Source organism: Bradyrhizobium sp. USDA 4510 (assembly GCF_054059095.1).
This window is the reverse complement of the sequence record NZ_JBSSBT010000001.1, coordinates 4,967,037-4,988,526: the sequence shown is the minus strand read 5'-3', so window position 1 is coordinate 4,988,526 and position 21,490 is coordinate 4,967,037. Positions and strand designations below refer to the sequence as shown.

The window sequence follows — 21,490 nt, the reverse complement described above, 5'->3', positions numbered from 1 at the left end:
AGTTCCTGTTTATGCCTGATGCGCTGGGGCTAACGCCTTGTACAAGGGCGCGGATATGGTTCAATTCCATAGGTCGGTTCCACCGCCGGCGCACTGACGATCACGGCCCCCATGTTCTTCGCCAAGGCGCTATAGCGAGCACCCAGTCGCTTGATAATTCGCGTTACTCCCTTCCAGCGACCCGCTCGCGATCAGCTCGGATTCGTCAGTATGGCGCTCAAATCGTTCAAGCTTCGCTTGGAGATTGGACATCGTACGGTTTCGGACGACCGATTTGGAATACGAAGCTACTGCGTTGATTGTGTCTAGTGGACGATCATTATCGGGTAGAACCATATTCATTCGCAGCGCGCCGCGCAGGCCGATGTGCCAATTAGTCGGGCAAGTCTGCAAATCGATCGCCTTGCTTCGCATCTGCCAGCCATGCCGTGGCGAGCGCCGCCATCGTTGTGCTCTCTGAGGGGAACCAAGGCGCGAATTCTGCTGGCCGAAACGGGCCTGGTTTTATTTCGAGCATCTGCACGCGTTCGGAGACAGGTGCGAGCGTATGCCAAAAGCCTGCCGGTATCTCTATTACTCTCGTATTGCCTGCGGCAATCTCGAACCTCTCCGTGATGGCTCCAGCGTCGGAAAACACATAGACGGCCAATGTGCCTTGTAGCGGCACGATTAGCTCCCATTGCTCGGGATGCCTGTGCGGTTGAATGTATGTGCCTCGCTGAAGGCTGATGATGAGCCGTTGCACCCGATCCGCGTGGCTCTCGTGCAAGAGCATGTGTGTTCGGAGCCGTGTCGCAGACGTCGCGGCCTCGAGCAGTTCATCGCCTGCGCTGCCTCCAACGAGTTGGATCGGTCCCACTGTGTGCGGCCAGTTAGAGAACATTGATGTCAGATCCTCTCTACGTCGTTAACGGCAATGAACGGACAATGTGCGCCGCTGCCGTACGCGCGTTGGCTGGCGATGCCCGGCCCGTTGCTCCATTTTCTATAGGTCCAGACTTAGCTTCGGGCCTCGGCGTGTGCGATGTTGGATTCCAGCCGGCCGCAATGGCCTCGACTTCGTCGGCGTCGACCAATCGTACGTTCTCGTTCATCCCCTTCTTCACCAATTTGCGGGAGCTCCCGCAATTGTTGCGCGTAGCAGATTGTCCTCCGATGGGTGGATGACGTTTTGGGCTGCTGGCTCACTCCCCGGCTGCGCCAATCTTACGCATGGTCGCGCCGAAACAACAGAAATTGTAGCTCTGCGGCGGCATCGATGCAGCTATGTTCGGACTCGCCGCGCCCGTGTTAGCGCCGACGACATGGCGGTCAAGGCACCCGATGCCGCACCCGCCATTGTGACGGCGTACAATTGGACCGGCTTTTTCCGCGTGGAGAGCCACAATTATCGATGTGGTTTTTCCAACGCCAAAAGTCGGCGGAACCCCAAATACCATGTGCCGTCCGGCTGCTTTGCAAAAGCGGCACAGTTGATCGTGTTGGGTTGCGTTTCTTGAGCAAAAGCAGCAGTCGAATTTCCGGATTGAAACGTGTGCTCAGGTTGGACCGCGGTAGCGAGCCTGCAAGCAGTGACATGCAGCATCGTTAGAGTCTGCTACGCGGCGTCATATGACTCGGGCGTGCAAAATGAAGGGCACGTATATTGTCCTTCGTGTGCATTTTGTCAGGTAAGCGTCCGTTACGACCGCTACTAAAAGTGCGATCATAACCAATATCGAGATCGGACCGATCCAATTCATTCTTGCAATGTCGTGGACACGGACGAATTAGCCGCGGCGGCCTCGTCCTCTCCTGAAATCAGGCAAGCCTAGCAGAGCGGCCATCAACGGCAACTGCAATGATGCAATGCATCAAAAAGACCCGACCGCAACTCTCGATCCATTAGAGTTTGGGTAGCTCAATTGTCGTGGCCCATTTGGGCTATAATCTCGAATCCTCGGCTGGCCGGCGCGCTGTGCTTCCCCCAACGGCGGAAATAACCTAAGTTATTGACGGCAATGTTCCACACTTGGTGTGTGCATATAGAGAAGTTTCATTTTGCGGTCACGAGGGGGCGACCGAGGTGTTTGTTGAGTTATTCTTGCCGGCGGCGGCCGGCGTTGGGCTGGGTTACTGGCTGGGTTATCGACTTGGATACACGCGCGGCATCCATGCCGCTGCTTGCATTTTCTCGAACAAAGTTGTCCGATCGAATGATGCCACATAGTCTGTGAAGCACGCGGCTGTCTGGTCGCACAGGTTTGTTCGTGACCGGAGCGGTGAGCTCAGTCTTCTTGGATCATAGCCTAAACGGCGTATGACGCACAGAGGTCGGATCTCTATCGTTGCCGCGTTACGAGCGATACAGACTTTCTCTTGGGTATGGTGCTGGTGGCACTGACATATCGAATTTCGGAAAGGACCAATAGCACCGAACCTCGGATAGCCATGCAGTTTGGGCCGGTAGCGAACTCTGACAACGTTGATGCGCGATGAATTATTGCATCAGTTCGAATGATCGAGCGTGCCCCCTTGAGCTTGCGTGCGAAAAGCCGTTGCAAGCCCGAGAAAGCGAAGGAAGGTTTCAGTTAAACATTGAAGAGATGGCCTGCACCCGGTTCCGAAGACCCCCGATAAGGTATTTATGGAGCAGGAGGCAGACCATGGAGAAGCGTCGGAAGTTCACGCGCGAGTTCAAGCTTGAGGCGGTTCGGCTGATCAAGGAGCGCGGCGTCTCCTATGCGCAGGCGTCGCAAGACCTGGGCGTTCACGTGTCGCAGCTGCGCAACTGGGTCAAGGCGCTGGCCGACGATCCGCAGCATGCATTCCCGGGCCACGGCCAGATGAAGCCGGAGCAACAGGAGATCGCGCAGCTCAAGCGAGAGGTTGCCAAGCTGAAGGCCGAACGCGATATCCTAAAAAAAGCCGCGGCCTACTTCGCGAAGGAATCGACATGAAGTTCGCCTTCATCGCGAAGCACCGGGGGATCTGGCCGGCGGGGTGGTTGTGCGGAGCGCTTGGTGTCTCGCGGGGCGGCTTCTATGCATGGCTGACGCGGCCGCGCAGCGAGCGCAGCCGGAGCGACGAGGAGCTGAGTGTGAAGATGCGCATGAGCTTTCTTTCCAGTGATCGCACCTATGGCGCCAGGCAGGTGTGGCACGACGTGCTGGCCGAAGGTGCACGATGTGGACTGCACCGGATCGAACGATTGATGCGGCAGCAAGGGCTTAAGGCACGCCCGCGCCGGCGTCGGCTGCCGCCCGATTTGGGTGAGCGGCAGGCCGCCGCCGCTGCTCCGAACGTGCTTGACCGCACCTTCAAAGCCCGCTCCCAACCGCCGCTGGATCGCCGACTTCACCTATGTCTGGACAGCGGAGGGCTGGCTCTACGTGGCTGCCGTCATCGACCTGTTCTCGCGGCGGGTGGTGGGGTGGTCAATGAGTGCCGCGATGACCGCCTAACTTGTTACCGATGCGCTGGTGATGGCGATCTGGCGACGCGGCAGGCCGGATGCGCTGCTGCATCACTCCGATCGCGGCAGCCAGTACACCAGCGAGCAGTTCCAGTGGCTGATGACTGACCACGGTGTCGTCTGTTCAATGAGCCGATCCGGCAACGTTTGGGACGATGCCGCAATGGAGAGCTTCTTCTCGTCCCTGAAGACCGAGCGCATCGGCAACAGGACCTACAGGACACGCGACGAAGCAAGAGCGGATGTATTCGACTACATCGAGCGCTTCTACAACCCCGAACGAAGGCACTCGACGATCGATTATCTGAGTCCTATGGAGTTCGAACGGAAAGCTGGATTAGCTTAACCCCGTGTCATGCAAACCGGGTGCAGGCCAAGATGAGGGCTTCTGATGAAGAATATTTTGAGCGACGATCTTTTCATAGTCGATGGTTTTGGCTCGGCTGATCTGGGTGATCCCATATCAAACCCGACGTCTGACAAGACGATCAGCCAAGCGGGTGTCCAGATCACCCGAGATAACTATCACTGGGGCACCACACTTGGAGTCGCAACGGGTCCCATTACGTTCGGGTTCGCGTCGTCCGCAGCTGGCTATTCCGTTACTGGCCACAATGTCAGTGGGTTTTCCGCGTTTATGGCTTCAGAGCAGGCGGCCGCGCGAGCAGCTTTGGCATTTTGGTCCAGTGTCTCCGGAATCACGTTTTCCGATCAGGGCAACACCAACAACGCAACTATTCTCTTCCGGAATTATAACGATCCAAACGATAGCTCCGAAGCGTTCGCGTTTTACCCTAGTTCAAACAACCAGGTGGCTACGAGTTCGGACGGCGACGTCTTCTTCAATCTAGCTTTCGCAAACGCGGATGCCGTCAACCCAGGTACATACGAGTGGGAATCGATGATCCACGAGATCGGTCATGCGCTCGGGTTGGAGCACCCAGGGGCGTACAACGCGGGACCTGGCCAAACAATTACCTACAATAGCAATGCGGCGTACATTGAGGATACCCGACAATACTCGGTGATGAGTTATTTCAGCGAAGTTAATACAGGGGGGGCATTTTCTGTCTACAACGAAACGCCCGCTCTTGATGACATCGCGGCGATCCAACGGCTCTACGGCTCAAATAATTCCACTCGGGCCGGCGACGACGTGTACGGATTCAATTCAACTGTCGGAGGCGTGTACAGCATCACATCGTCAAATCAGCATGCCGTCTTCGCGGTATGGGATGCGGGCGGTACTGATACCTTCGACTTTTCGAGTTATTCGCAAAACCAAGTCATCGATCTACGAGTAAACAACAGTACTGATATTGGTCATTTTTCGAGCACTGGCGGCGACACTGACAACATTGCTATTGCCGCGGGAGTGGTCATTGAAAACGCGGTAGGCGGAAGCGGAAACGACACGCTCTATGGCAACACAATCAACAACATACTTTCGGGAAACGGCGGATTTGATGCCGTCGTTTTTGCCGGGTCACTGAGCCAGTTCGCGATCACTGAAGGTGACAATCACCACTATGCGGTCTCTGGCAATGCCCAAGGGACTGATACGTTGAATAGCATCGAAGAGTTCATTTTTAACGACGTTACTATCGTGGATGACGGGATAGGTGGTCCTAGTACAAAAGCGTCCCTAAACTCGAATAGCGCATTCTTAACCGGCAGCACGCAATTCGTTGGCGATCATGATTGGTTCAGCACTGCGTTAAGCGTAGGGCAGTCTTACACAATCCGTGAGAGCGGCACGGCAACCGAGACGGGCACCTTGTTGGACCCACTCCTAAATCTTCATGATGCGTCAGGGATCTTAGTTGCGACAGATGATGACAGTGGGCCCGGGCTAAATTCTCGTATCATCTTCAATCCAAGTACAGCCGGACTATACTACGTCGATGCCAGCGCGTTTGGTTCGAATACGGGCACCTACGGCGTATTCGTCGAGCCTACGCAATTTCACTACAGCGGCGCGTGGACGTCAGTCGACAATGATGGTCATTGGTACGTCGGTGATTTCAATGGCGATGGCTTGGACGACATCTTTTCCTACTCTGCGGGGGTGTCGGGGGCGGAAGTTCAGTTAAATGCCTCAGCGAACTTTGGAAGCACTAAAAGTTGGACGCCGGCTGGTAATGGCAGCGAGGGATGGTTCGTTGGTGATTTTAACGGTGACGAAAAAAGCGACGTACTCCGGTATGATCCAGGCATCTCCGGTGCTGAGGTTCTGCTCTCCAATGGCAGCTCGTTTGGTAATCCGACCGATTGGACGCCAGCGGGCAATGACGGGAAATGGTACGTTGGCGACTTCAACGGCGACGGCAAAGATGACATATTCCGGTACAATGCCGGCGTCTCGGGAGCGGAGGTGCTGCTCTCAAACGGTACTAATTTCACCGATCCGATCGATTGGACACCCGCTGGCAACGGTAGTGAGGGATGGTTCGTCGGAGATTTCAATGGTGACGGTAAGTCGGATATTCTCCGGTACGAGCCGGGAGTATCCGGCGCACACGTCTTCTTGTCGACTGGCTCCTCATTCGTCGATGCTGGTAGTTGGACTGGTGCCGGAAATAGCGGAAAGTGGTACGTTGGTGATTTCAGCGGTGATGGAAAGGACGATATTTTCAGGTATCTCCCTGGAGTATCTGGAGCAGATATGTTTTTGTCGACCGGCTCCTCGTTCGTGTACGCTGGCAGCTGGGCGGCCGCTGGCGTCGATGTGCAAGGATGGTACGTTGGCAACTTCGATCAGGAGCCAGGTGCCGACATCTTGAGGCATGGAGGAGTTGGCGTGGGCGATATGTTTCATATTTGAAACGTATCAGAAATTCATCGAATCCCTGGTCTGGAACAACGCGCTAAGCAATCTAAGGAAGGGGTCGTCGTTTCGGCGAACCCTTCTTGAGAGACGAAGCTCCGCATAAAACAGAAATACCGTCGCTGGTCTTGATGGACAGCTCAAGTTATCAGTTTGATTTAGCTCATTTCGTGACCTGGCCGCGGATCTCACCGCCCGGATTGGCCGCGGTGTGAACGTTGACATAGTACTTGCCTGCGAGCAGATCGGCGGCCTGCGCGTCGGTCAATGTTGCGCTGCCTTCGACCGGGCTCGACGTCGCGTTCGGGATGGCGACCGCGACACCGGAATTCTTGCCGGCCTCGGCGGGGCCGTGGAAATGCGCGGCGGTGGCCGGACCCGACAGGCCGGAATAGGTCAGCTTCCAGCTCAGCTTCTTGCTGGCGGCATCATAGTCGATGTCGGCGGTGCCGGTGGCGGCGCTGGAATTCGGCGGCACTTCGCTCTTGCTGTCCAGCTTCGCCGTGAACTTCTCGGCAAAGGCCGGACCGGCGAGGGCGATGGCGGCGCCGAGCGTCAGCGTGGCAAGCAAGGTCTTGTTCGACATGGTTCTCTCCCCTTTGACGTCACAGGATGGTTGCAATCTTCAAACAGCAGCTTTTCGGATTTATTCCCCAAATGATCGTGGGTGCGGCAAATTTGATGCGAGCTTGTCCGACTGGTTGCCATCATACTGGTCCATGAACTGACGCGACCAATGACGGATCGGTGAATGCTGCGACGAATTTTCCTCCTGGCGATTCTGGCCGGCGCAATCGGCTTTGGCGTGTTCTGGTGGCTGACGATCCCCACGACCGTTGCCGCCGACGCGCTGCCTGCCTATCAGCCTGACCTGGCCAACGGCCTCACAACGTTCAATGCCGGGGGATGTTCCTCCTGCCATGCCGTGCCGAAGCAGGACGACCGCACGAAGCTCGGCGGCGGGCTCGCGATCCCCTCGCCATTTGGCACCTTCTACGCGCCGAACATCTCGTCCGACCCGAACGACGGCATCGGCCGCTGGAGCGAGGCCGATTTCGTCACCGCGGTCATGAAGGGCACCTCGCCGTCGGGCGCGCACTATTTCCCGGCGTTTCCGTATCCGTCCTATCAGCACGCCAGGGTCAGCGATGTGCGCGACCTGTTCGCCTATCTGAAGACCTTGCCGCCGGTCGCCGGCAAGGTGCGCGACCATGATTTGCCGTTTCCGTTCAACATCAGGCGCAATGTCGGGGTCTGGAAATTCCTGTTCATGAACGGCAAGCCGTTCATCGCGGATGCAAGCCGCTCGGCGCATTGGTACCGCGGCGCCTATCTCGTCAACAGCTTCGGCCATTGCGCCGAGTGCCACAGCCCGCGCAATGTCCTCGGCGGCATCGTCACCGCGCAGCGCTTCGCCGGTGGTCCGAATCCGGAGGGCGAAGGCTGGGTGCCCAACATCACGCCGAGGGGGATCTCGGACTGGAGTGTGAAGGATATCGCCTATTTCCTCGAGAGCGGCCAGACGCCGGACGGCGATAGCGCGGGCGGATCCATGGTGCGCGTGATCCGCAACACCTCGCGACTGTCGTCGTCGGACCGCGACGCGATCGCCGAGTACATCAAGTCGCTGCCGCCGGTCGAGGGACCGCCGAAGCCGGTGAAGAAGGAGAAGGAGAAGGAGTTGTAAAGCGGGATGGGTTTGGTTGAATCGGCTCGCCGCGGTTTCGGTTCACCTCTCCCAAAGGAGAGGTGAACTCTCGATGCCGTTCAAGCTCGACCTCATCTCATCATGCTCTCGCGGGCGCGTCCTACTTCGCGCCGAACGCCTTGAAGGTGATGATCGTGAGGGTGTCCTGGATGCCCGGGATCACCTGAACCTTTTCGTTGATGAAATGGCCGATGTCGGTGTCGTGGTCGACGTAGAACTTGACCAGGAGGTCGTAGTTGCCCGCGGTGGAATAGATCTCGGACGCAATCTCGGCCTCCGCCAGTGCGTTGGCGACGGTGTAGGACTGGCCGAGCTTGCATTTGATCTGGACGAAGAAAGGAACCATCAAAGTCGTCTCCGGGGATTTCCGCGACTATAGGCCCAAAACGGGCGGCCAAGGCAAGGGGGCGAGGCAGGGGGGCAAGGTGAGGCCAACTTGCGGTAAGTCAGGCGAACTTGCTGCCGATCGGCGGCCGGGCTAGGACAGGCCATGGTCTTGTTCGTGATGGTCTCATTCGTATCAACCACTGGCGCTGCAAGATGACGCCGGTCGCGCTCACCATTGCCGGCTCGGACTCCTCGGGCGGGGCGGGCATCCAGGCCGACCTCAAGAGCTTTGCCGCGCTCGGGGTCTATGGCGCCTCCGCGATCACGGCGCTGACCGCGCAGAACACCATGGGGGTCAGCGGCATCCATCCGGTGCCCGCGTCATTCGTCGCCGCCCAGATCGATGCGGTGTTCTCCGACCTCGAGGTCGGCGCGGTCAAGATCGGCATGGTGGCGCAGGCCGACACGATCGCAGCGATCGCCGATGGGCTGAGGCGCTGGGCGCCGCGCCATGTCGTGCTCGATCCGGTGATGGTCGCAACCTCCGGTGATCGGCTGCTTGCCGCCGAGGCGGTCGATGCGCTGAAGGTCCTGCTGTTTCCGCTGGCCTCGCTGATCACGCCGAACCTGCCGGAAGTGGCGGCGCTCTTGAACGACCCGGTTGCCTCAAGCGAGGCCGACGTCGAGCGACAAGGCAAGCGATTGCTGGCGATGGGATGTCGCGCGGTGCTGGTCAAGGGCGGCCATGGGCACGGCGCCGAGAGCATCGACTATCTGATCGACGCCGAGCACAGCATCGCGCTAGCTGCGCCGCGGATTGCGACCGCCAATACGCATGGCACCGGCTGCTCGCTGTCCTCGGCAATCGCCGCAGGGCTCGCGAAGGGCGAGAGCATGGAGACCTCCGTGCGCAACGCCAAGGCCTGGATCACGCAGGCGATCGCCGAAGCCGATCGCTTCGCCGTCGGCCACGGCCATGGGCCGGTGCATCACTTCCACGGATATTACTGACGCTCTTGTAGCCCGGATGGAGCGCAGCTAAATCCGGGACCAGTTCATCCGCGGATGCAGGACCCCGGATTGCGCTTCGCTCCATCCGGGCTACGCATTCGATCGCTTCGCTGTTCCATCGCGCTGTGCAGGCAACACAACGCCTCTTCCCCACAGCCGCGACCGCCGATGTCGCCAGATTGTCGCACGCTGCTGTTATCCGCAGAGAAGCGGCGTACTGCTGATTCTCGTTAACTGTTTGTGGGGCCTTGGGTCGCAGGGATCGTCATCGCCTTGTCATAGGAATCTGTTAGGTGCACAGGCATGGGAAGTGACTCCTTGAGTGAAGAAAGTCCCGAGCGGCACTTTCGCACTTTGTTTATCTCCGATGTCCATCTCGGAGCCCGCGGTTCGCAAGCCGACCGCCTGCTCGACTTCCTCCGTTCTCACGATGCCGACACGATCTACCTTGTTGGTGATATCGTCGACGGCTGGGCGCTGAAGTCGAACTGGTACTGGCCGCAGACCCATAATGATTTCGTGCAGAAGATGCTGCGCAAGGCGCGCAAGGGCGCCAAGGTGATCTACGTCCCGGGCAACCACGACGAGTTCCTGCGCAAATATTACGGCACGCATTTCGGCGGCATCGACGTGGTGGAGAACACCGTTCACACCGGCGCCGACGGCAAGCGCTACCTCGTGATCCACGGCGACATTTTCGATCTCGTGGTGCAGAACGCGCGCTGGCTCGCCCATCTCGGCGACAAGGCCTACGACTTCGCGATCCAGATGAATCGCTTCGTCAACTTCTTCCGCAAGATGTTCGGCGTGCCGTACTGGTCGCTGTCGCAATGGGCCAAGCTGAAGGTCAAGAAGGCGGTGAACTATATTGGCGCGTTCGAGGCGACGCTTGCCGGCGAGGCGCGGCGCCACGGCTGCGACGGCGTGATCTGCGGCCACATCCACTACGCGACGATTCATGACGAGCACGGCATCCGCTACATGAATTGCGGCGACTGGGTGGAGAGCTGCACCGCGCTCGCCGAGCACGAGGACGGCCATTTCGAGATCATCACCTGGACCGACCCGGTGCGCCGGATCGCGCCGGTTCCGCGAGTGACGGCACGCGCTGCATGACGCATATCCTGGTCGCGACCGATGCGTGGCATCCCCAGGTCAACGGGGTTGTCCGCACGCTGACCATGATGGCACAGGCGGCGAAATCGCTCGGCGTCGAGGTGAGCTTCCTGACGCCGGACGAGTTCCGCACCTTCGCGATGCCGAGCTATCGCGATCTGAAGCTGGCGCTGCCCTACCGGGCCAAGGTCGCAAGTCTGATCGAGGCGGCGAGGCCCGACAGCATCCATATCGCGACCGAGGGCCCGATCGGGCTTGCGGTGCGCCGCTATTGCCGCAAGCGCGGCCTGCCGTTCACGACGAGCTTCCATACCCGCTTCCCCGAATACGTCTCGGCGCGGACGCCTGTCCCGGAAGCCTGGGTGTGGCGCGCATTGCGCTGGTTCCACCGGCCGAGCCGGGCGGTGATGGCGGCGACCCCGGCGCTGGCGGCCGAGTTGCGTCAGCGCGGCTTCCGCAACGTGGTGCTGTGGTCGCGCGGCGTCGATACCTCACTGTTCCATCCGCGCGACGTCGATCTCTGCCTGCCGCAGCCGGTCTATCTCAGCGTCGGCCGGGTGGCGGTGGAGAAGAATCTCGCGGCCTTCCTCGATCTCGATCTGCCGGGAACCAAGGTCGTGGTCGGCGACGGCCCGGCGCGGGCGGCGCTGGAGCGGAAATATCCGGACGCCGTGTTCCTCGGTGCTCGTCATGGGGAAGAATTGGCTGAGATCTACGCCGCGGCCGATGTGTTCGTTTTCCCGAGCCGTACCGATACGTTTGGTCTGGTGCTGCTTGAAGCATTGGCGAGCGGCCTGCCGGTTGCCGCTTTTCCGGTCACCGGTCCCCGCGACGTGATCGGCGCGGCGCCGGTCGGCGTGCTCGACGAGGATCTGCGCCATGCCTGCCTGGAGGCGCTCAGCATCCCGCGGCAGGCCTGCGTCGATTTTGCCGCGCTCCACACCTGGCAGGCGTCGGCCCAGGTGTTCATCGATCGCTGCATGAACGTCCGCCCCGCGCCGCCGGACGGCGAGGGGGAGGCGCTCGAATTCGGTGCCGAGGAGCACCATTTTGTGGCCCTGCCGGCCAGCCAGCCGATCTCGCACTAGACAAATTCACGCTAAATCGTCTTGCCGGGCTGCGCCCCGCCGCGATACAAATCGCGAATGACGGACACCGTTCTCAATCCACCCGTCGCTGTCGCGGACATCGATGCCGCCGCAAGGGTGGTCGCGCCGTTCGCGGTGCGCACGCCGCTCCTGACCTTCCCCGTTCTCAACGAACGCGTCGGCAGCCAGGTTTTCCTCAAGCCCGAAATGCTGCAGCGGACCGGATCGTTCAAGTTTCGCGGCGCCTTCAACAAGCTCGCCTCGATCCCGCAGGACAAGCGGAGCGGCGGCGTCGTCGCGTTCTCCTCGGGCAACCACGCCCAAGGCGTTGCCGCGGCGGCCAAGATCCTCAACATGCAGGCGACCATCGTGATGCCTGCGGACTCGCCGATCACCAAGCGCGAGCGCACCAAATCCTACGGCGCCGAAGTCGTGCTCTACGACCGCGATCGCGACGACCGCGAAGCGATCGCCAACGGCATTGCCGGCAGGCGCGGCGCGACCCTGGTGCGCCCCTACGACGATCCCTTCGTGATCGCGGGCCAGGGGACCGCCGGCCGTGAGATCGCCGAGGACATGGCCGCGCTCGGACTGACGCCCGACATCGTGGTCGCGCCGGCTTCAGGTGGCGGATTGATCGCGGGTGTTGCGACCGCTGTGAAGGCGAAATATCCGCAGGCCCAGGTGATCGTCGCCGAGCCCGCGGGCTATGACGATCATGCCCTTTCGCTCAAGGTCGGCCATCGCGAGGCGCATGCGGTTGCGCCGCGCACCATCTGCGATGCGCTGATGGCGATGATGCCGGGCGAACTGACCTTCGCCATCAACAGCAAGCTGCTCGCGAATGGCGTCAGCGCCTCAGACGACGAGGTCGGCGCTGCCGTCGCCTTTGCCTACCGCGAACTCAAGCTCGTGGTCGAGCCCGGTGGCGCGGTCGGGCTCGCCGCGCTGCTCGCCGGGCGGATCGATGCCAAGGGCAAGAACGTCGTCATCGTGCTGTCGGGCGGCAATGTCGACGCCGACCTGTTCGCGAAACTCGTCGCCTGACGCCAGCATGTTGAGAAGAGGCGCGGGCAGGGCGGTGGTCGCTTCTGCCCCGTTTCGTTGCGCTGCACGACGGATCAGTGCCTGAAGCCGCCACGATGGCCGCCGCCAACTCGGCCGAAGTGCGAGCTTGATGAACTTGAACGGACGGCGGTGTGGCCGTCACCTGATCTCGTCCGGCTGATTGGTGTGCCTGCCGCGGTATCGCCGAAGAAATAGAAATCAGAAGTCAGCGACGAGCTTTCCCACGGCGCCTGCCGACCGTCGGTCGTTGAGTTGACCTCGAGGCGAACGCGCTTGAACGGCTGCTCGATCGGCAGATTGGGCTTGCGCGCCAGCGGCAGGGCGCGTTGGTGATCCGCGTTGTTGTTCGAATCTCGTTAGCGCCTAGATCGAAACGTCGTTGGGCTTCTTTTGTTTGGAAATGTCTTTGCCAGTTCAATCCTGGCAGTGGCAGCCACGATGACGGCCGACCGCAAGTGATCAGTCGGCTGGCTAGAGCGCGATGAGATTGGGTTGAATCATCATCGCGCTTTAGCTCTTTTGTTTGAGCGTGATCTTTTCGGAAAACCGCTTCGCACTTTTCCGGATCATGCTTAGTTTGAAGGACGCTTGAATGCCGGATCAGTTAGCGCCCGGCTAAATGCGCTGACCATTGCTGCCGCCTCATGATCTCCACGATCATCGAGGATCCGATGAAGCGCCTTCGCACTCTCCTGCAATCCAGACAAGAGCGATGGATCGCGTTCGCACAAGACCCCTGCGATACACAGCGCAAGGGCCTCCGTGCCTATCTTTGCTTGGGCTAATGGATCTGCCGCCATCTCTCTCGCCTTTCATCGGACAGTGTCGAAGTCACGCCGCCTTGTCGATCGTCCGCTGTCGACTCCGGGCTTCAGTTTGTATGATGATGTTCGCTGTTGGAGGCGATCAACCCTTTTAATTCCTCGACAAGACGCCGCTTGATGAAGCTACGTTCGGCGTCCGTCAGTTGAGTGTCTAACAGCCTTCGGTACCGCCGTACATTTGCTTCGCGGGTCCACCGAGCATTCGCGCGAGATATCCTCAGCGGGCCGTGCCGCCTCGACGCAGCATGTCGTTCGGAATCGGAAACGGCACATACAGGCTTGCTGAAACGAGGTGTCCGCATGGCCATACCGGCGCGCGGCGGCGGATCACTTTCGTCGTCCAGACGTTTCAGCGCCGCCAGGATCTCGGCAAGGCGCAACCGGTGCGGAATGCCGGGCACCTCCCGAAGAGCCGGTTGGGATTCGACGACGTACATATCCGACGCCCAGGACGAGAGGATGACACGCTTCTCGTCCGTCGAGAGCCCAGAGTCATTCAATACATCGCCCGGTGAATTGTAGTGGGATACTGAATGAAAAAGCGGTTCATTGATGTTGGCGTTACGATTGACCTGGCTCATGGCAGTGTCTCCTGCTTTCTCCTTTCGTCCAGAGACGGGGTTGATAGAGGCCGGGATAGAGGTCGGCGACGGTTATGCGCCGCCGACTTCTGGCTTCAGTTGCTGTTGATCGCGATACGCTTGACATTCGACTTTGACTGCTCAGACTTCGGCAGCGTCACGGTGAGGACGCCGTTCTTGAAGTCGGCCTTCGCCTTGTCTTCCTCGACGCCATTTAGCGGAATCTGGCGCTCGAAAGCGCCGTAGTACCGCTCGCTGACGAACTTTGAATCGTCGCTGCGTTCGGCTTTCCTCTCGCCCCGGATCGAAAGGACGCCATTGGTGATTTCAACCCGAACATCCTTTTCGTTGAGACCTGGGAGTTCGGCGGAAACCGTAACCTCCTTATCGGTCTCATTCAGTTCTAGGCGTGGCCAGTTAAACTGGCCCTCCATCAACGGAGTGTTGACGCGACCGAATGAGCCGAAGCCGCGGAAGGCGTCATCGAACAGGCGATTCATCTCGCGGTGAAGCGTGAGAAACGGATCGAACGCCTCACGTCCCGTTGAGAGTTCTTGACCTTTCGTCCAGGGAACAAGATCCCGAATACCCATGATATCCTCCTTGACATGCAGCTGATCACGGCACCGACGGCTATCGTCCGTGCGTAACTTGACCCAACATCATGAAGCGGGCTCAGGCCGCCTTCTGCGTGATTTGTCCGGCAGGAGCGCCACTTCCGATGGCAATGCGCCGAGGCTTCATGGCCTCAGGGATTTCGCGCACGAGCTCGATCCGTAGCAGACCGTTGTCGAACGTTGCCGTCTTTACTTGCACGTAGTCGGCAAGGTTGAACTGTCGCTTGAACGGACGCGCCGAGATACCCTGATAGAGGTATTCGTGCTGGTCCTTGTCGCCCCTGCGACCTTCCACGGTCAGGACGTTCTGCTCGGCCGTCACAGAATCTCATCCTGACTAAAGCCAGCCAGCGCCACCGAGATCTGGTAACGGTCCTCTCCGAGCCGCTCGATATTGTAAGGCGGGTAAGTGTCTTCGGACCGATGCTGGGTCTCGTCGAGAAGACCGAAGAGGCGGTCGAATCCAATGCTCGAACGCCACAGGGGAGTGAAATCGTACGTCCTCATAGCCAAATCCTCCTGAGAGCAAGATGGGTACGAAGGAGCGCAAGACATTCGGTGCAAGACACCTGTCCGGCGCCCTGTTCGCTCTGCCGAGCCCGACCTGGCGCCCGGCACCGCCGTAAGCGGCAGAAATCCAATTAGAAAAGCGGCAATCAGTTTCAAGGGCGCCAGCAAAATTTTTTTGGATTGGCTTAGCTCGGCTATTTTGACCCGCACCAGAACTGAGTTCGTGCAGTTTGCCCCAAGTTCCTCTTGTGAGTTGACGATTTCGGTTTTGTCGGGACGCGAGCGAGTTCACTAAAGCCGCTTCAATTCGTCGAACTGCTTGTTGCAAGCGTCGTTCGCGCCAGCCGTGGACTCAAGGGAAGCGGCTGATGATCTCGATTGGACCGACAATCACAGCATTGAACGCCGGCAAGTCCTCCGCGGGGATCCAGTATTCGAGCGCGCGGCCGCCGGTTACTTTGCATGGGGTTGTTTTTTCGATATTTTGGCAAAGCGCCCCTGCGACGGCAGGCCCTCGCATTGCCCATCTGCTCACATTCCATAGCTCGTCATGCCCGGGCTTGTGCCGCAGGGAAGATGTGGATGGCTAGGACAAGCCCGGCCATGACGACGTAGACATGTGAGCTGCAGAAGGTCGCAAGTGCGTATGCGATGGCTCTGCGCTATGTGAGGGACGAACGCCACCGCCTTACGAGAAGAACGCGATCTTCTCGGCCTGGCTCATGCGACGGATCGGCGCGAGTGGATCGTTGGCCGCGACGCTCGGCCTTTTCAGGAGGCCGCTGGCGATGATGGTCGAGCCGAGCGAAACCGCCGCTGCAGCAGGGGCCGCTTCAACGACGGGCGGGAGAGGCGGCGGCACGGGTGCTGCCGCTTCGGCAACCGCCGCTACAGCGACCGGTGCGGGCTCGACCTTGACCTTCGGCGCGGGCGCCGGTGCAGGCTCAGGCTGAATGGCCGGCGCAACCATTTCGGGCTCGGCCGCCATCGCCTCAGCGACGCGCATCTCCTCGGCGGCGCGCATTTCCTCGGCGATCGCCTCTTCGTCGATCGGATCGGGCGCGCCCATCTCCATCGCAATCAGGTCGAGCACCGCTTCGTCGTGGGCGTCGGCCGTCGCTTCGTCGGCGACGCGGGCGAGTTCCGCGGCTTCGGCTTCGGCCAGCGCGGCTTCAGCCTTGAGCCATGCTTCGCTCGGCTGCGGCATCACGGCCGTAGCGGCCTCAGTGCCGGGCACAGCGGCGGGAATCGCGGCTTCGACGATCGGCGCCGCAGCGGCCTCCTGAGGCGGCGCTGGCGGCGTAGCGGCCGTGGCCACCGGTGGCGGTGCAGGGGCGGCTGCCGGCGGCTCCGCAACCGGCGCCTCGGCCACATCTGGCTCGGCCGCAGGCGTCGCCGCCTTGTCCGGATCGAACTCGCTGAGGCGGCGGGCCAGCGCAGCGAAAGCGGCATCCAGCACGGCCTTGGCGTCGTCCATCGAGACCTCGGCAGCACCGGCCTCGATCGCGCTGACCTGCGAATCGATGATGTCGCAGATCCGGCCGTCATTGCCGATCTCGCGCAGCCGCCAGGAGATCTCCCTGATCACCCGCACGCCCTTGCGCACCGGCGCGAGATTCTGCTCGAAGCTGATGCCGTCGAGCGCGGCGATAGCGGAGGCCTGGGCGGCCTCGATCGCGCCGCGCAGGGCGGCCAGCGCCTGCGCCAGCTGCTCGTCCCTGATCGCCGCCGCGGCGGCTTGCCGCTGCGCGCTGAGGCTTTCCTCGATCCGCGCCACGGCATCGAGCACCATGCGGGTATCGGCATTGCGGTTGCGCTTGGCGTATTCGCCGAGGAACCAGCGGCCCCGCGAGGTCTCCATGAAGGCCGCGCTGATCGCGGCATAGTCCTCCTCGCTCGGCAGGGCCGCGCGGGCGGATATCGGCGACAGGGCGAATGCTTCTTCGGCCATCACAATCTCTCCGCGCAAATCACTGCGCGTTACGCTAACGATCACCACGATATCGCGCGAATCGCAATTGAATTGATGTCTTCCGAATCACAAATCCCCATTGCAGCAAGGATTGCATCGCGGCGATTCGCGCGCAGCCTAGCGGCATTCTATGCCACGCTGTTCGGCATGACCGGGGTTCATCTGCCGTTTTTCACGGTGTGGCTGAAGGCGGTCGGCATCGACGCCACCTGGATCGGCATCATCACCGCGGTGCCGCCGGTGACGCGCTTCACCGTGCTGCCGCTGGTCACCGCGGCGGCGGAGCGGCGTCAGATGCTGCGCGGGGCGATCATCGCCACCGGATTCGCCACGGCGTTCGGCTTTGCCGTGATCGGCACCCAGCATCAGTCGTTCGTGCTGCTGGTGATCTATGCGCTGACCTGCTGCGTCTGGACCCCGATGGTGCCGCTCACCGACGCCTATGCGCTGCGCGGCGTCAGGCAATTCGGCCTCAGCTACGGACCGCTGCGGCTCTGGGGCTCGGCCGCCTTCGCGGTCTGCGCGCTGCTGAGCGGCTTCCTGCTCCGCTATGTCGCCGAGGTCGACCTGATCTGGATCATCACGGCCGTGACGGCGCTCGGCGCGCTGGTCGGGCTGACGCTGCGGCCGCTGGGCCGCCCAGGGGCAGCCGCCACACCTGCGGCCGGCGCGCCAAAACTGCTGCGTAATCCCACCTTCCTCCCCATCATCGTATCCTCGGCGCTGATCCAGGGCAGCCACGGCGCCTATTACATCTTCGCATCGATTGCCTGGCAGCAGGCCGGCTTCAGCGGCCTGACGATCGCTTGTCTCTGGGTGCTCGGCGTGATCGCCGAGATCGTGCTGTTTGCGGCCTCGCCGCGCTTCACGCTGCCGTCGGCTGTGCTGGTGATGATCGCGGCCGCCAGTGCCGCGGCGCGCTGGGCGATCACCGCGCAGGACCCGCCGCTTGCGGTGCTTGCAGTTGTGCAGCTCGGACATGGACTGAGCTTCGGCCTGACCCAGGTCGGCATCATGGGCCTGATGGTGCATCACGTGCCGGTTCACGTGATGGCGCGCGCGCAGGGCTATCTCACCGCCTGCGGCGGCATTGTCGCGAGCACCACGGCGATCGTCAGCGGCATGGTCTATGCGCGCTTCGGGCTCGGCGTCTACGACATGATGGCGGCAATGGCGGCCACGGGCGGGCTCGTGATGTGGCTGGCGCGTAAGCGTCTCACCGATTAGCCCCAGAGCGCCGCGTCGGGCGGATAGACCAGGCTGCCCTCGTAGCGCAGGCCGTGGTCGCGGTCCTTCGCCAGCAGCAGCGGACCGTCGAGATCGACGAAGCGCGCGGCTTGCGCGATCAGCATCGCCGGTGCCATCGCGAGCGAGGTCGCGACCATGCAGCCGATCATGATCTCGAAGCCGAGCGCGCGGGCGGCATCCGCCATCGCCAGCGCTTCGGTCAGTCCGCCGGTCTTGTCGAGCTTGATGTTGACGGCGTCATATCGGCCGCGCAGGCCGGCAAGCGAGCCGCGGTCGTGCACGCTCTCGTCGGCGCAGACCGCAACCGGCCGCCTAATCCGCGCCAACGCCTCGTCCTTGCCCGCCGGCAGCGGCTGCTCGATCAGGGTGACGCGGGCATCGGCGCAGGCCGCGAGATTGGCGGCAAGGTTGTCCTCGGTCCATGCTTCATTGGCATCGACGATGAGTTCGGCTGCCGGCGCCGCCTTGCGTACGGCGGCGATCCGCGCGGCGTCGCCATCGCCACCGAGCTTGATCTTGAGCAGCGCGCGATGCGCGGCCTTCGCGGTGGCTTCCGCCATCGCCTCTGGCGTCCCGAGCGAGATCGTATAGGCGGTGGTGCGCGGTTCCGGTGCGGGCCGGCCGAGCAGGTTCCAGATCCGTTTGCCGGCGCGTTTGGCCTCCAGGTCCGCCAGCGCGCAATCCAGCGCATTGCGGGCGGCGCCGGCAGCCATCCCGGCCTGCAAGGCGATCCGGTCCATGCCATTGGCGAGTGGCGCCTGTAGGGCCTGGATCGCCTGCAGCGTCGCCTCGGGCGTTTCGCCATAGCGCGGGTAGGGTACGCATTCGCCGCGGCCGGTGAGGCCGCCCTGGCTCACCTCGGCCACCACGACGACAGCCTCGGTCTTGGTGCCGCGGCTGATCGTGAAGGTCCCCGCGATCGGCCAGCGCTCGATCCGACTGCTCAGGGAAATCGCTCCGGGAGGGGTGGAAGTCATTTTAAAGTCTACTATTTCCTGAACCGTAGCTTGCGACGCGCAACCAACTATGGCTGTTTAGCGACAGATTCGACAAGCCGATCCGGCAGCGCCGGAGATCAGCGTTAGCGGCAGCCAGCCGGCTTGAGGGGTGGGTTAGAGGTGAGCGGCGACCCGACACTGGAGCGGATAGCCCAAGGCGAAGGACTGGCGTTGTGCGCGGCAGGCAACTGGACGGCCCGCTTTGCTCCTGCGCTTGAGCGGATCGTCTCCGATGCGGAGAAGCTGCGCGGCAGCCGGCCGCACATCTTCATCGACGTGTCGCAGGTCGCGAGCCTCGACACCTTCGGCGCCTGGCTGATCGAGCGGCTGCGCCGCAGCCTGAGCGACGCCACCGCCGAAGCCGAGATCGCGGGCCTGTCGGCCAATTATTCCAGCCTGGTCGACGAGGTCCGCCGCGTCGGCCCCGCGCCCGGGGTCGTCAGCGACCGGCTGTCGATCTCAGGCATGCTCGAGCAGATCGGGCGCACCGTGGCCGGGATCGGCGGCACCATCATCGGCCTCGTCGACATGCTCGGCGCGGTGCTGGCGGCCGCCGGGAACGTGCTGATCCATCCGCGCAGCTTCCGCCTGACCTCGACGGTGCATCACCTCGAGCAGGTGTGCTGGCGCGCGGTGCCGATCGTGGTGCTGATCACCTTCCTGATCGGCTGCATCATCTCGCAGCAGGGCATCTTCCATTTCCGCAGGTTCGGCGCCGACATCTTCGTCGTCGACATGCTGGGCGTCTTGGTGCTGCGCGAGATCGGCGTGCTGCTGGTCGCGATCATGGTCGCGGGCCGTTCAGGCTCGGCCTATACCGCCGAGCTCGGCTCGATGAAGATGCGCGAGGAGATCGACGCGCTGCGCACCATGGGCTTCGATCCGATCGAGGTCTTGATCCTGCCGCGCATGCTGGCGCTGGTGCTGGCGCTGCCGATCCTGGCCTTCCTCGGCGCGATGGCCGCGCTCTATGGCGGCGGCCTGGTGGCCTGGCTCTATGGCGGCGTCGATCCGGAGGCCTTCCTGCTCCGCCTTCGTGATGCCATATCGATCGACCATTTCATCGTCGGCATGGTCAAGGCGCCGGTCATGGCGGCGGTGATCGGTATCGTCGCCTGCGTCGAAGGCCTGGCGGTGCAGGGTTCGGCGGAGTCGCTCGGACAGCACACCACCGCATCGGTGGTGAAAGGGATCTTCTTCGTGATCGTGATGGACGGCGTGTTCGCGATCTTCTTCGCCTCGATCGGGATGTGATCATGGCGGAAGAGGACAACGACGCCATCATCCGGGTCCGCGACATTACCGTCCAATTCGGCAACACGCGGGTGCTCGACGGCCTCAACCTCGACGTCAGGCGCGGCGAGATCCTCGGCTTCGTCGGGCCCTCGGGCGCCGGCAAGTCGGTGCTGACGCGCACCATCATCGGGCTCGTGCCGAAGGTCGCCGGCCGGATCGAAGTGTTCGGTGTCGATCTCGACGCCGCGAGCACCTCGCAGCGCCGCGCCGTCGAACGGCGCTGGGGTATCCTGTTCCAGCAGGGCGCGCTGTTCTCCTCGCTCACGGTGCGCCAGAACATCCAGTTTCCGGCGCGCGAGTATCTGCGCGTCTCGCAGCGGCTGCTCGACGAGATCATGGTGGCGAAACTCGTGATGGTCGGGCTGAAGCCGGAAGTCGCCGATCGTTATCCGTCGGAATTGTCGGGCGGCATGATCAAGCGCGTCGCGCTGGCGCGGGCACTCGCGCTCGATCCCGAGCTCGTGTTTCTCGACGAGCCGACCTCGGGTCTCGATCCGATCGGCGCCGGCGAGTTTGACGAGCTGGTGCGCACCCTGCAACGCACTTTGGGGCTGACCGTTTTCATGGTAACCCACGATCTCGACAGTCTTTACACCGCGTGCGACCGTATCGCCGTTTTAGGGAACGGTAAGATCATTGCTGCAGGATCGATCGCCGACATGAAGGCGTCGCAGCATCCATGGCTGCAGCAATATTTCAACGGCAAGCGCGCCCGTGCCGTTGTGGCCTAGCCCATGATCCCGAAACCTGGAGCCGATTTTCGGACGAGATCATGCGCCAACAGGAATTCGATGGGCTCGAGCGCAGCCGGCTGCGCGAGGGCCCAAGAGTGATTAACGCGAGTA

17 protein-coding genes and 2 pseudogenes are annotated in these 21,490 nt (G+C 61.6%); 11 read left to right on the top strand and 8 right to left on the bottom strand.

The window, feature by feature from the left end; translation table 11 throughout:
* Window positions 1-373: 373 nt before the first annotated feature.
* Window positions 374-883 carry a WbuC family cupin fold metalloprotein gene (locus tag ACVMDN_RS23225; RefSeq protein WP_456834948.1) on the bottom strand — a complete coding sequence of 170 codons (510 nt, stop codon included), beginning with the start codon at window positions 881-883 and terminating at the stop codon, window positions 374-376.
* Between the two features lie 421 nt (window positions 884-1,304).
* Between ACVMDN_RS23225 and ACVMDN_RS23220 the strand changes: the two genes are divergently transcribed.
* The 3 genes and pseudogenes from ACVMDN_RS23220 (at window position 1,305) to ACVMDN_RS23210 (ending at window position 6,278) form a co-directional block, all read left to right on the top strand.
* Window positions 1,305-1,499, top strand: coding sequence for a hypothetical protein (locus ACVMDN_RS23220; protein WP_176936988.1), 195 nt, complete (start codon window positions 1,305-1,307; stop codon window positions 1,497-1,499).
* 1,146 nt (window positions 1,500-2,645) lie between these two features.
* Window positions 2,646-3,800 (top strand): annotated as a pseudogene (locus ACVMDN_RS23215) (IS3 family transposase).
* Window positions 3,801-3,845: 45 nt separating this feature from the next.
* Window positions 3,846-6,278 carry a M10 family metallopeptidase C-terminal domain-containing protein gene (locus ACVMDN_RS23210; protein WP_456834949.1) on the top strand — a complete coding sequence of 811 codons (2,433 nt, stop codon included), beginning with the start codon at window positions 3,846-3,848 and terminating at the stop codon, window positions 6,276-6,278.
* Window positions 6,279-6,444: 166 nt separating this feature from the next.
* Here ACVMDN_RS23210 and ACVMDN_RS23205 read toward each other — a convergent pair whose 3' ends face one another.
* Complete coding sequence (locus ACVMDN_RS23205) at window positions 6,445-6,867, bottom strand: CHRD domain-containing protein (RefSeq protein ID WP_456834950.1); 423 nt, start codon at window positions 6,865-6,867, stop codon at window positions 6,445-6,447.
* A 165-nt stretch (window positions 6,868-7,032) separates the two neighbouring features.
* Between ACVMDN_RS23205 and ACVMDN_RS23200 the strand changes: the two genes are divergently transcribed.
* Window positions 7,033-7,968 carry a c-type cytochrome gene (locus ACVMDN_RS23200; protein WP_456834951.1) on the top strand — a complete coding sequence of 312 codons (936 nt, stop codon included), beginning with the start codon at window positions 7,033-7,035 and terminating at the stop codon, window positions 7,966-7,968.
* Between the two features lie 121 nt (window positions 7,969-8,089).
* Here the strand turns inward: ACVMDN_RS23200 and ACVMDN_RS23195 are convergent, their stop codons facing one another.
* Entirely contained in the window at window positions 8,090-8,335 is a 246-nt protein-coding gene (locus ACVMDN_RS23195; RefSeq protein ID WP_016845986.1) for an Lrp/AsnC ligand binding domain-containing protein, read from the bottom strand.
* Window positions 8,336-8,529: 194 nt separating this feature from the next.
* Between ACVMDN_RS23195 and thiD the strand changes: the two genes are divergently transcribed.
* From thiD to ACVMDN_RS23175, 4 genes are all read left to right on the top strand, one after another.
* Window positions 8,530-9,327: a bifunctional hydroxymethylpyrimidine kinase/phosphomethylpyrimidine kinase gene (gene thiD, locus ACVMDN_RS23190; RefSeq protein WP_456834952.1), complete on the top strand. Its 798-nt coding sequence runs from the start codon at window positions 8,530-8,532 to the stop codon at window positions 9,325-9,327.
* A 303-nt stretch (window positions 9,328-9,630) separates the two neighbouring features.
* The gene (locus ACVMDN_RS23185) at window positions 9,631-10,443 is read left to right on the top strand and encodes a UDP-2,3-diacylglucosamine diphosphatase (RefSeq protein ID WP_026193024.1); all 813 of its coding nucleotides are present in this window, start codon (window positions 9,631-9,633) and stop codon (window positions 10,441-10,443) included.
* Window positions 10,440-11,531: a glycosyltransferase family 4 protein gene (locus ACVMDN_RS23180; protein WP_456834953.1), complete on the top strand. Its 1,092-nt coding sequence runs from the start codon at window positions 10,440-10,442 to the stop codon at window positions 11,529-11,531. The genes ACVMDN_RS23185 and ACVMDN_RS23180 overlap by 4 nt, the downstream gene beginning before the upstream one ends.
* A 57-nt stretch (window positions 11,532-11,588) precedes the next feature.
* On the top strand, window positions 11,589-12,578 hold the full coding sequence (locus ACVMDN_RS23175) for a threonine/serine dehydratase (RefSeq protein ID WP_456834954.1): 990 nt from the start codon (window positions 11,589-11,591) through the stop codon (window positions 12,576-12,578).
* Between the two features lie 892 nt (window positions 12,579-13,470).
* On the opposite strand, the gene ACVMDN_RS23170 is transcribed toward ACVMDN_RS23175, so the two are convergent.
* The 4 genes and pseudogenes from ACVMDN_RS23170 to ACVMDN_RS23155 all read right to left on the bottom strand — a co-directional run bounded on the left by ACVMDN_RS23170 (window position 13,471) and on the right by ACVMDN_RS23155 (window position 17,082).
* Window positions 13,471-14,004: a hypothetical protein gene (locus tag ACVMDN_RS23170; RefSeq protein WP_456834955.1), complete on the bottom strand. Its 534-nt coding sequence runs from the start codon at window positions 14,002-14,004 to the stop codon at window positions 13,471-13,473.
* A 95-nt stretch (window positions 14,005-14,099) separates the two neighbouring features.
* Window positions 14,100-14,597, bottom strand: coding sequence for an Hsp20/alpha crystallin family protein (locus ACVMDN_RS23165; RefSeq protein ID WP_200844452.1), 498 nt, complete (start codon window positions 14,595-14,597; stop codon window positions 14,100-14,102).
* An 82-nt stretch (window positions 14,598-14,679) separates the two neighbouring features.
* Window positions 14,680-15,128, bottom strand: a pseudogene (locus tag ACVMDN_RS23160) (Hsp20 family protein).
* A gap of 691 nt (window positions 15,129-15,819) precedes the next feature.
* Complete coding sequence (locus ACVMDN_RS23155; protein ID WP_456834956.1) at window positions 15,820-17,082, bottom strand: hypothetical protein; 1,263 nt, start codon at window positions 17,080-17,082, stop codon at window positions 15,820-15,822.
* A 75-nt stretch (window positions 17,083-17,157) separates the two neighbouring features.
* On the opposite strand from ACVMDN_RS23155, the gene ACVMDN_RS23150 reads away from it, so the two are divergent.
* Window positions 17,158-18,330: an MFS transporter gene (locus tag ACVMDN_RS23150; RefSeq protein ID WP_456834957.1), complete on the top strand. Its 1,173-nt coding sequence runs from the start codon at window positions 17,158-17,160 to the stop codon at window positions 18,328-18,330.
* Here ACVMDN_RS23150 and dgcA read toward each other — a convergent pair.
* Window positions 18,327-19,328 carry an N-acetyl-D-Glu racemase DgcA gene (gene dgcA, locus ACVMDN_RS23145; RefSeq protein ID WP_456834958.1) on the bottom strand — a complete coding sequence of 334 codons (1,002 nt, stop codon included), beginning with the start codon at window positions 19,326-19,328 and terminating at the stop codon, window positions 18,327-18,329. The genes ACVMDN_RS23150 and dgcA overlap by 4 nt on opposite strands.
* A gap of 141 nt (window positions 19,329-19,469) precedes the next feature.
* Here dgcA and ACVMDN_RS23140 point away from each other — a divergent pair, with 141 nt between their 5' ends.
* Together ACVMDN_RS23140 and ACVMDN_RS23135 are read left to right on the top strand one after the other, a co-directional pair.
* Window positions 19,470-20,603: an MlaE family lipid ABC transporter permease subunit gene (locus tag ACVMDN_RS23140; RefSeq protein WP_168855022.1), complete on the top strand. Its 1,134-nt coding sequence runs from the start codon at window positions 19,470-19,472 to the stop codon at window positions 20,601-20,603.
* Between the two features lie 2 nt (window positions 20,604-20,605).
* Complete coding sequence (locus ACVMDN_RS23135) at window positions 20,606-21,376, top strand: ABC transporter ATP-binding protein (protein WP_028338275.1); 771 nt, start codon at window positions 20,606-20,608, stop codon at window positions 21,374-21,376.
* Window positions 21,377-21,490 lie beyond the last annotated feature (114 nt).

What these genes read in the sequence shown, in the direction of transcription:
- ACVMDN_RS23135 (WP_028338275.1), top strand. Translation starts at nt 20,606, where the DNA reads ATGGCGGAAGAGGACAACGACGCCATCATCCGGGTCCGCGACATTACC.
- ACVMDN_RS23195 (WP_016845986.1), bottom strand. Translation starts at nt 8,335, where the DNA reads ATGGTTCCTTTCTTCGTCCAGATCAAATGCAAGCTCGGCCAGTCCTAC.
- dgcA (WP_456834958.1), bottom strand. Translation starts at nt 19,328, where the DNA reads ATGACTTCCACCCCTCCCGGAGCGATTTCCCTGAGCAGTCGGATCGAG.
- ACVMDN_RS23165 (WP_200844452.1), bottom strand. Translation starts at nt 14,597, where the DNA reads ATGGGTATTCGGGATCTTGTTCCCTGGACGAAAGGTCAAGAACTCTCA.
- ACVMDN_RS23155 (WP_456834956.1), bottom strand. Translation starts at nt 17,082, where the DNA reads ATGGCCGAAGAAGCATTCGCCCTGTCGCCGATATCCGCCCGCGCGGCC.
- ACVMDN_RS23205 (WP_456834950.1), bottom strand. Translation starts at nt 6,867, where the DNA reads ATGTCGAACAAGACCTTGCTTGCCACGCTGACGCTCGGCGCCGCCATC.
- thiD (WP_456834952.1), top strand. Translation starts at nt 8,530, where the DNA reads ATGACGCCGGTCGCGCTCACCATTGCCGGCTCGGACTCCTCGGGCGGG.
- ACVMDN_RS23175 (WP_456834954.1), top strand. Translation starts at nt 11,589, where the DNA reads ATGACGGACACCGTTCTCAATCCACCCGTCGCTGTCGCGGACATCGAT.
- ACVMDN_RS23150 (WP_456834957.1), top strand. Translation starts at nt 17,158, where the DNA reads ATGTCTTCCGAATCACAAATCCCCATTGCAGCAAGGATTGCATCGCGG.
- ACVMDN_RS23170 (WP_456834955.1), bottom strand. Translation starts at nt 14,004, where the DNA reads ATGAGCCAGGTCAATCGTAACGCCAACATCAATGAACCGCTTTTTCAT.
- ACVMDN_RS23225 (WP_456834948.1), bottom strand. Translation starts at nt 883, where the DNA reads ATGTTCTCTAACTGGCCGCACACAGTGGGACCGATCCAACTCGTTGGA.
- ACVMDN_RS23185 (WP_026193024.1), top strand. Translation starts at nt 9,631, where the DNA reads ATGGGAAGTGACTCCTTGAGTGAAGAAAGTCCCGAGCGGCACTTTCGC.
- ACVMDN_RS23180 (WP_456834953.1), top strand. Translation starts at nt 10,440, where the DNA reads ATGACGCATATCCTGGTCGCGACCGATGCGTGGCATCCCCAGGTCAAC.
- ACVMDN_RS23220 (WP_176936988.1), top strand. Translation starts at nt 1,305, where the DNA reads ATGGCGGTCAAGGCACCCGATGCCGCACCCGCCATTGTGACGGCGTAC.
- ACVMDN_RS23210 (WP_456834949.1), top strand. Translation starts at nt 3,846, where the DNA reads ATGAAGAATATTTTGAGCGACGATCTTTTCATAGTCGATGGTTTTGGC.
- ACVMDN_RS23200 (WP_456834951.1), top strand. Translation starts at nt 7,033, where the DNA reads ATGCTGCGACGAATTTTCCTCCTGGCGATTCTGGCCGGCGCAATCGGC.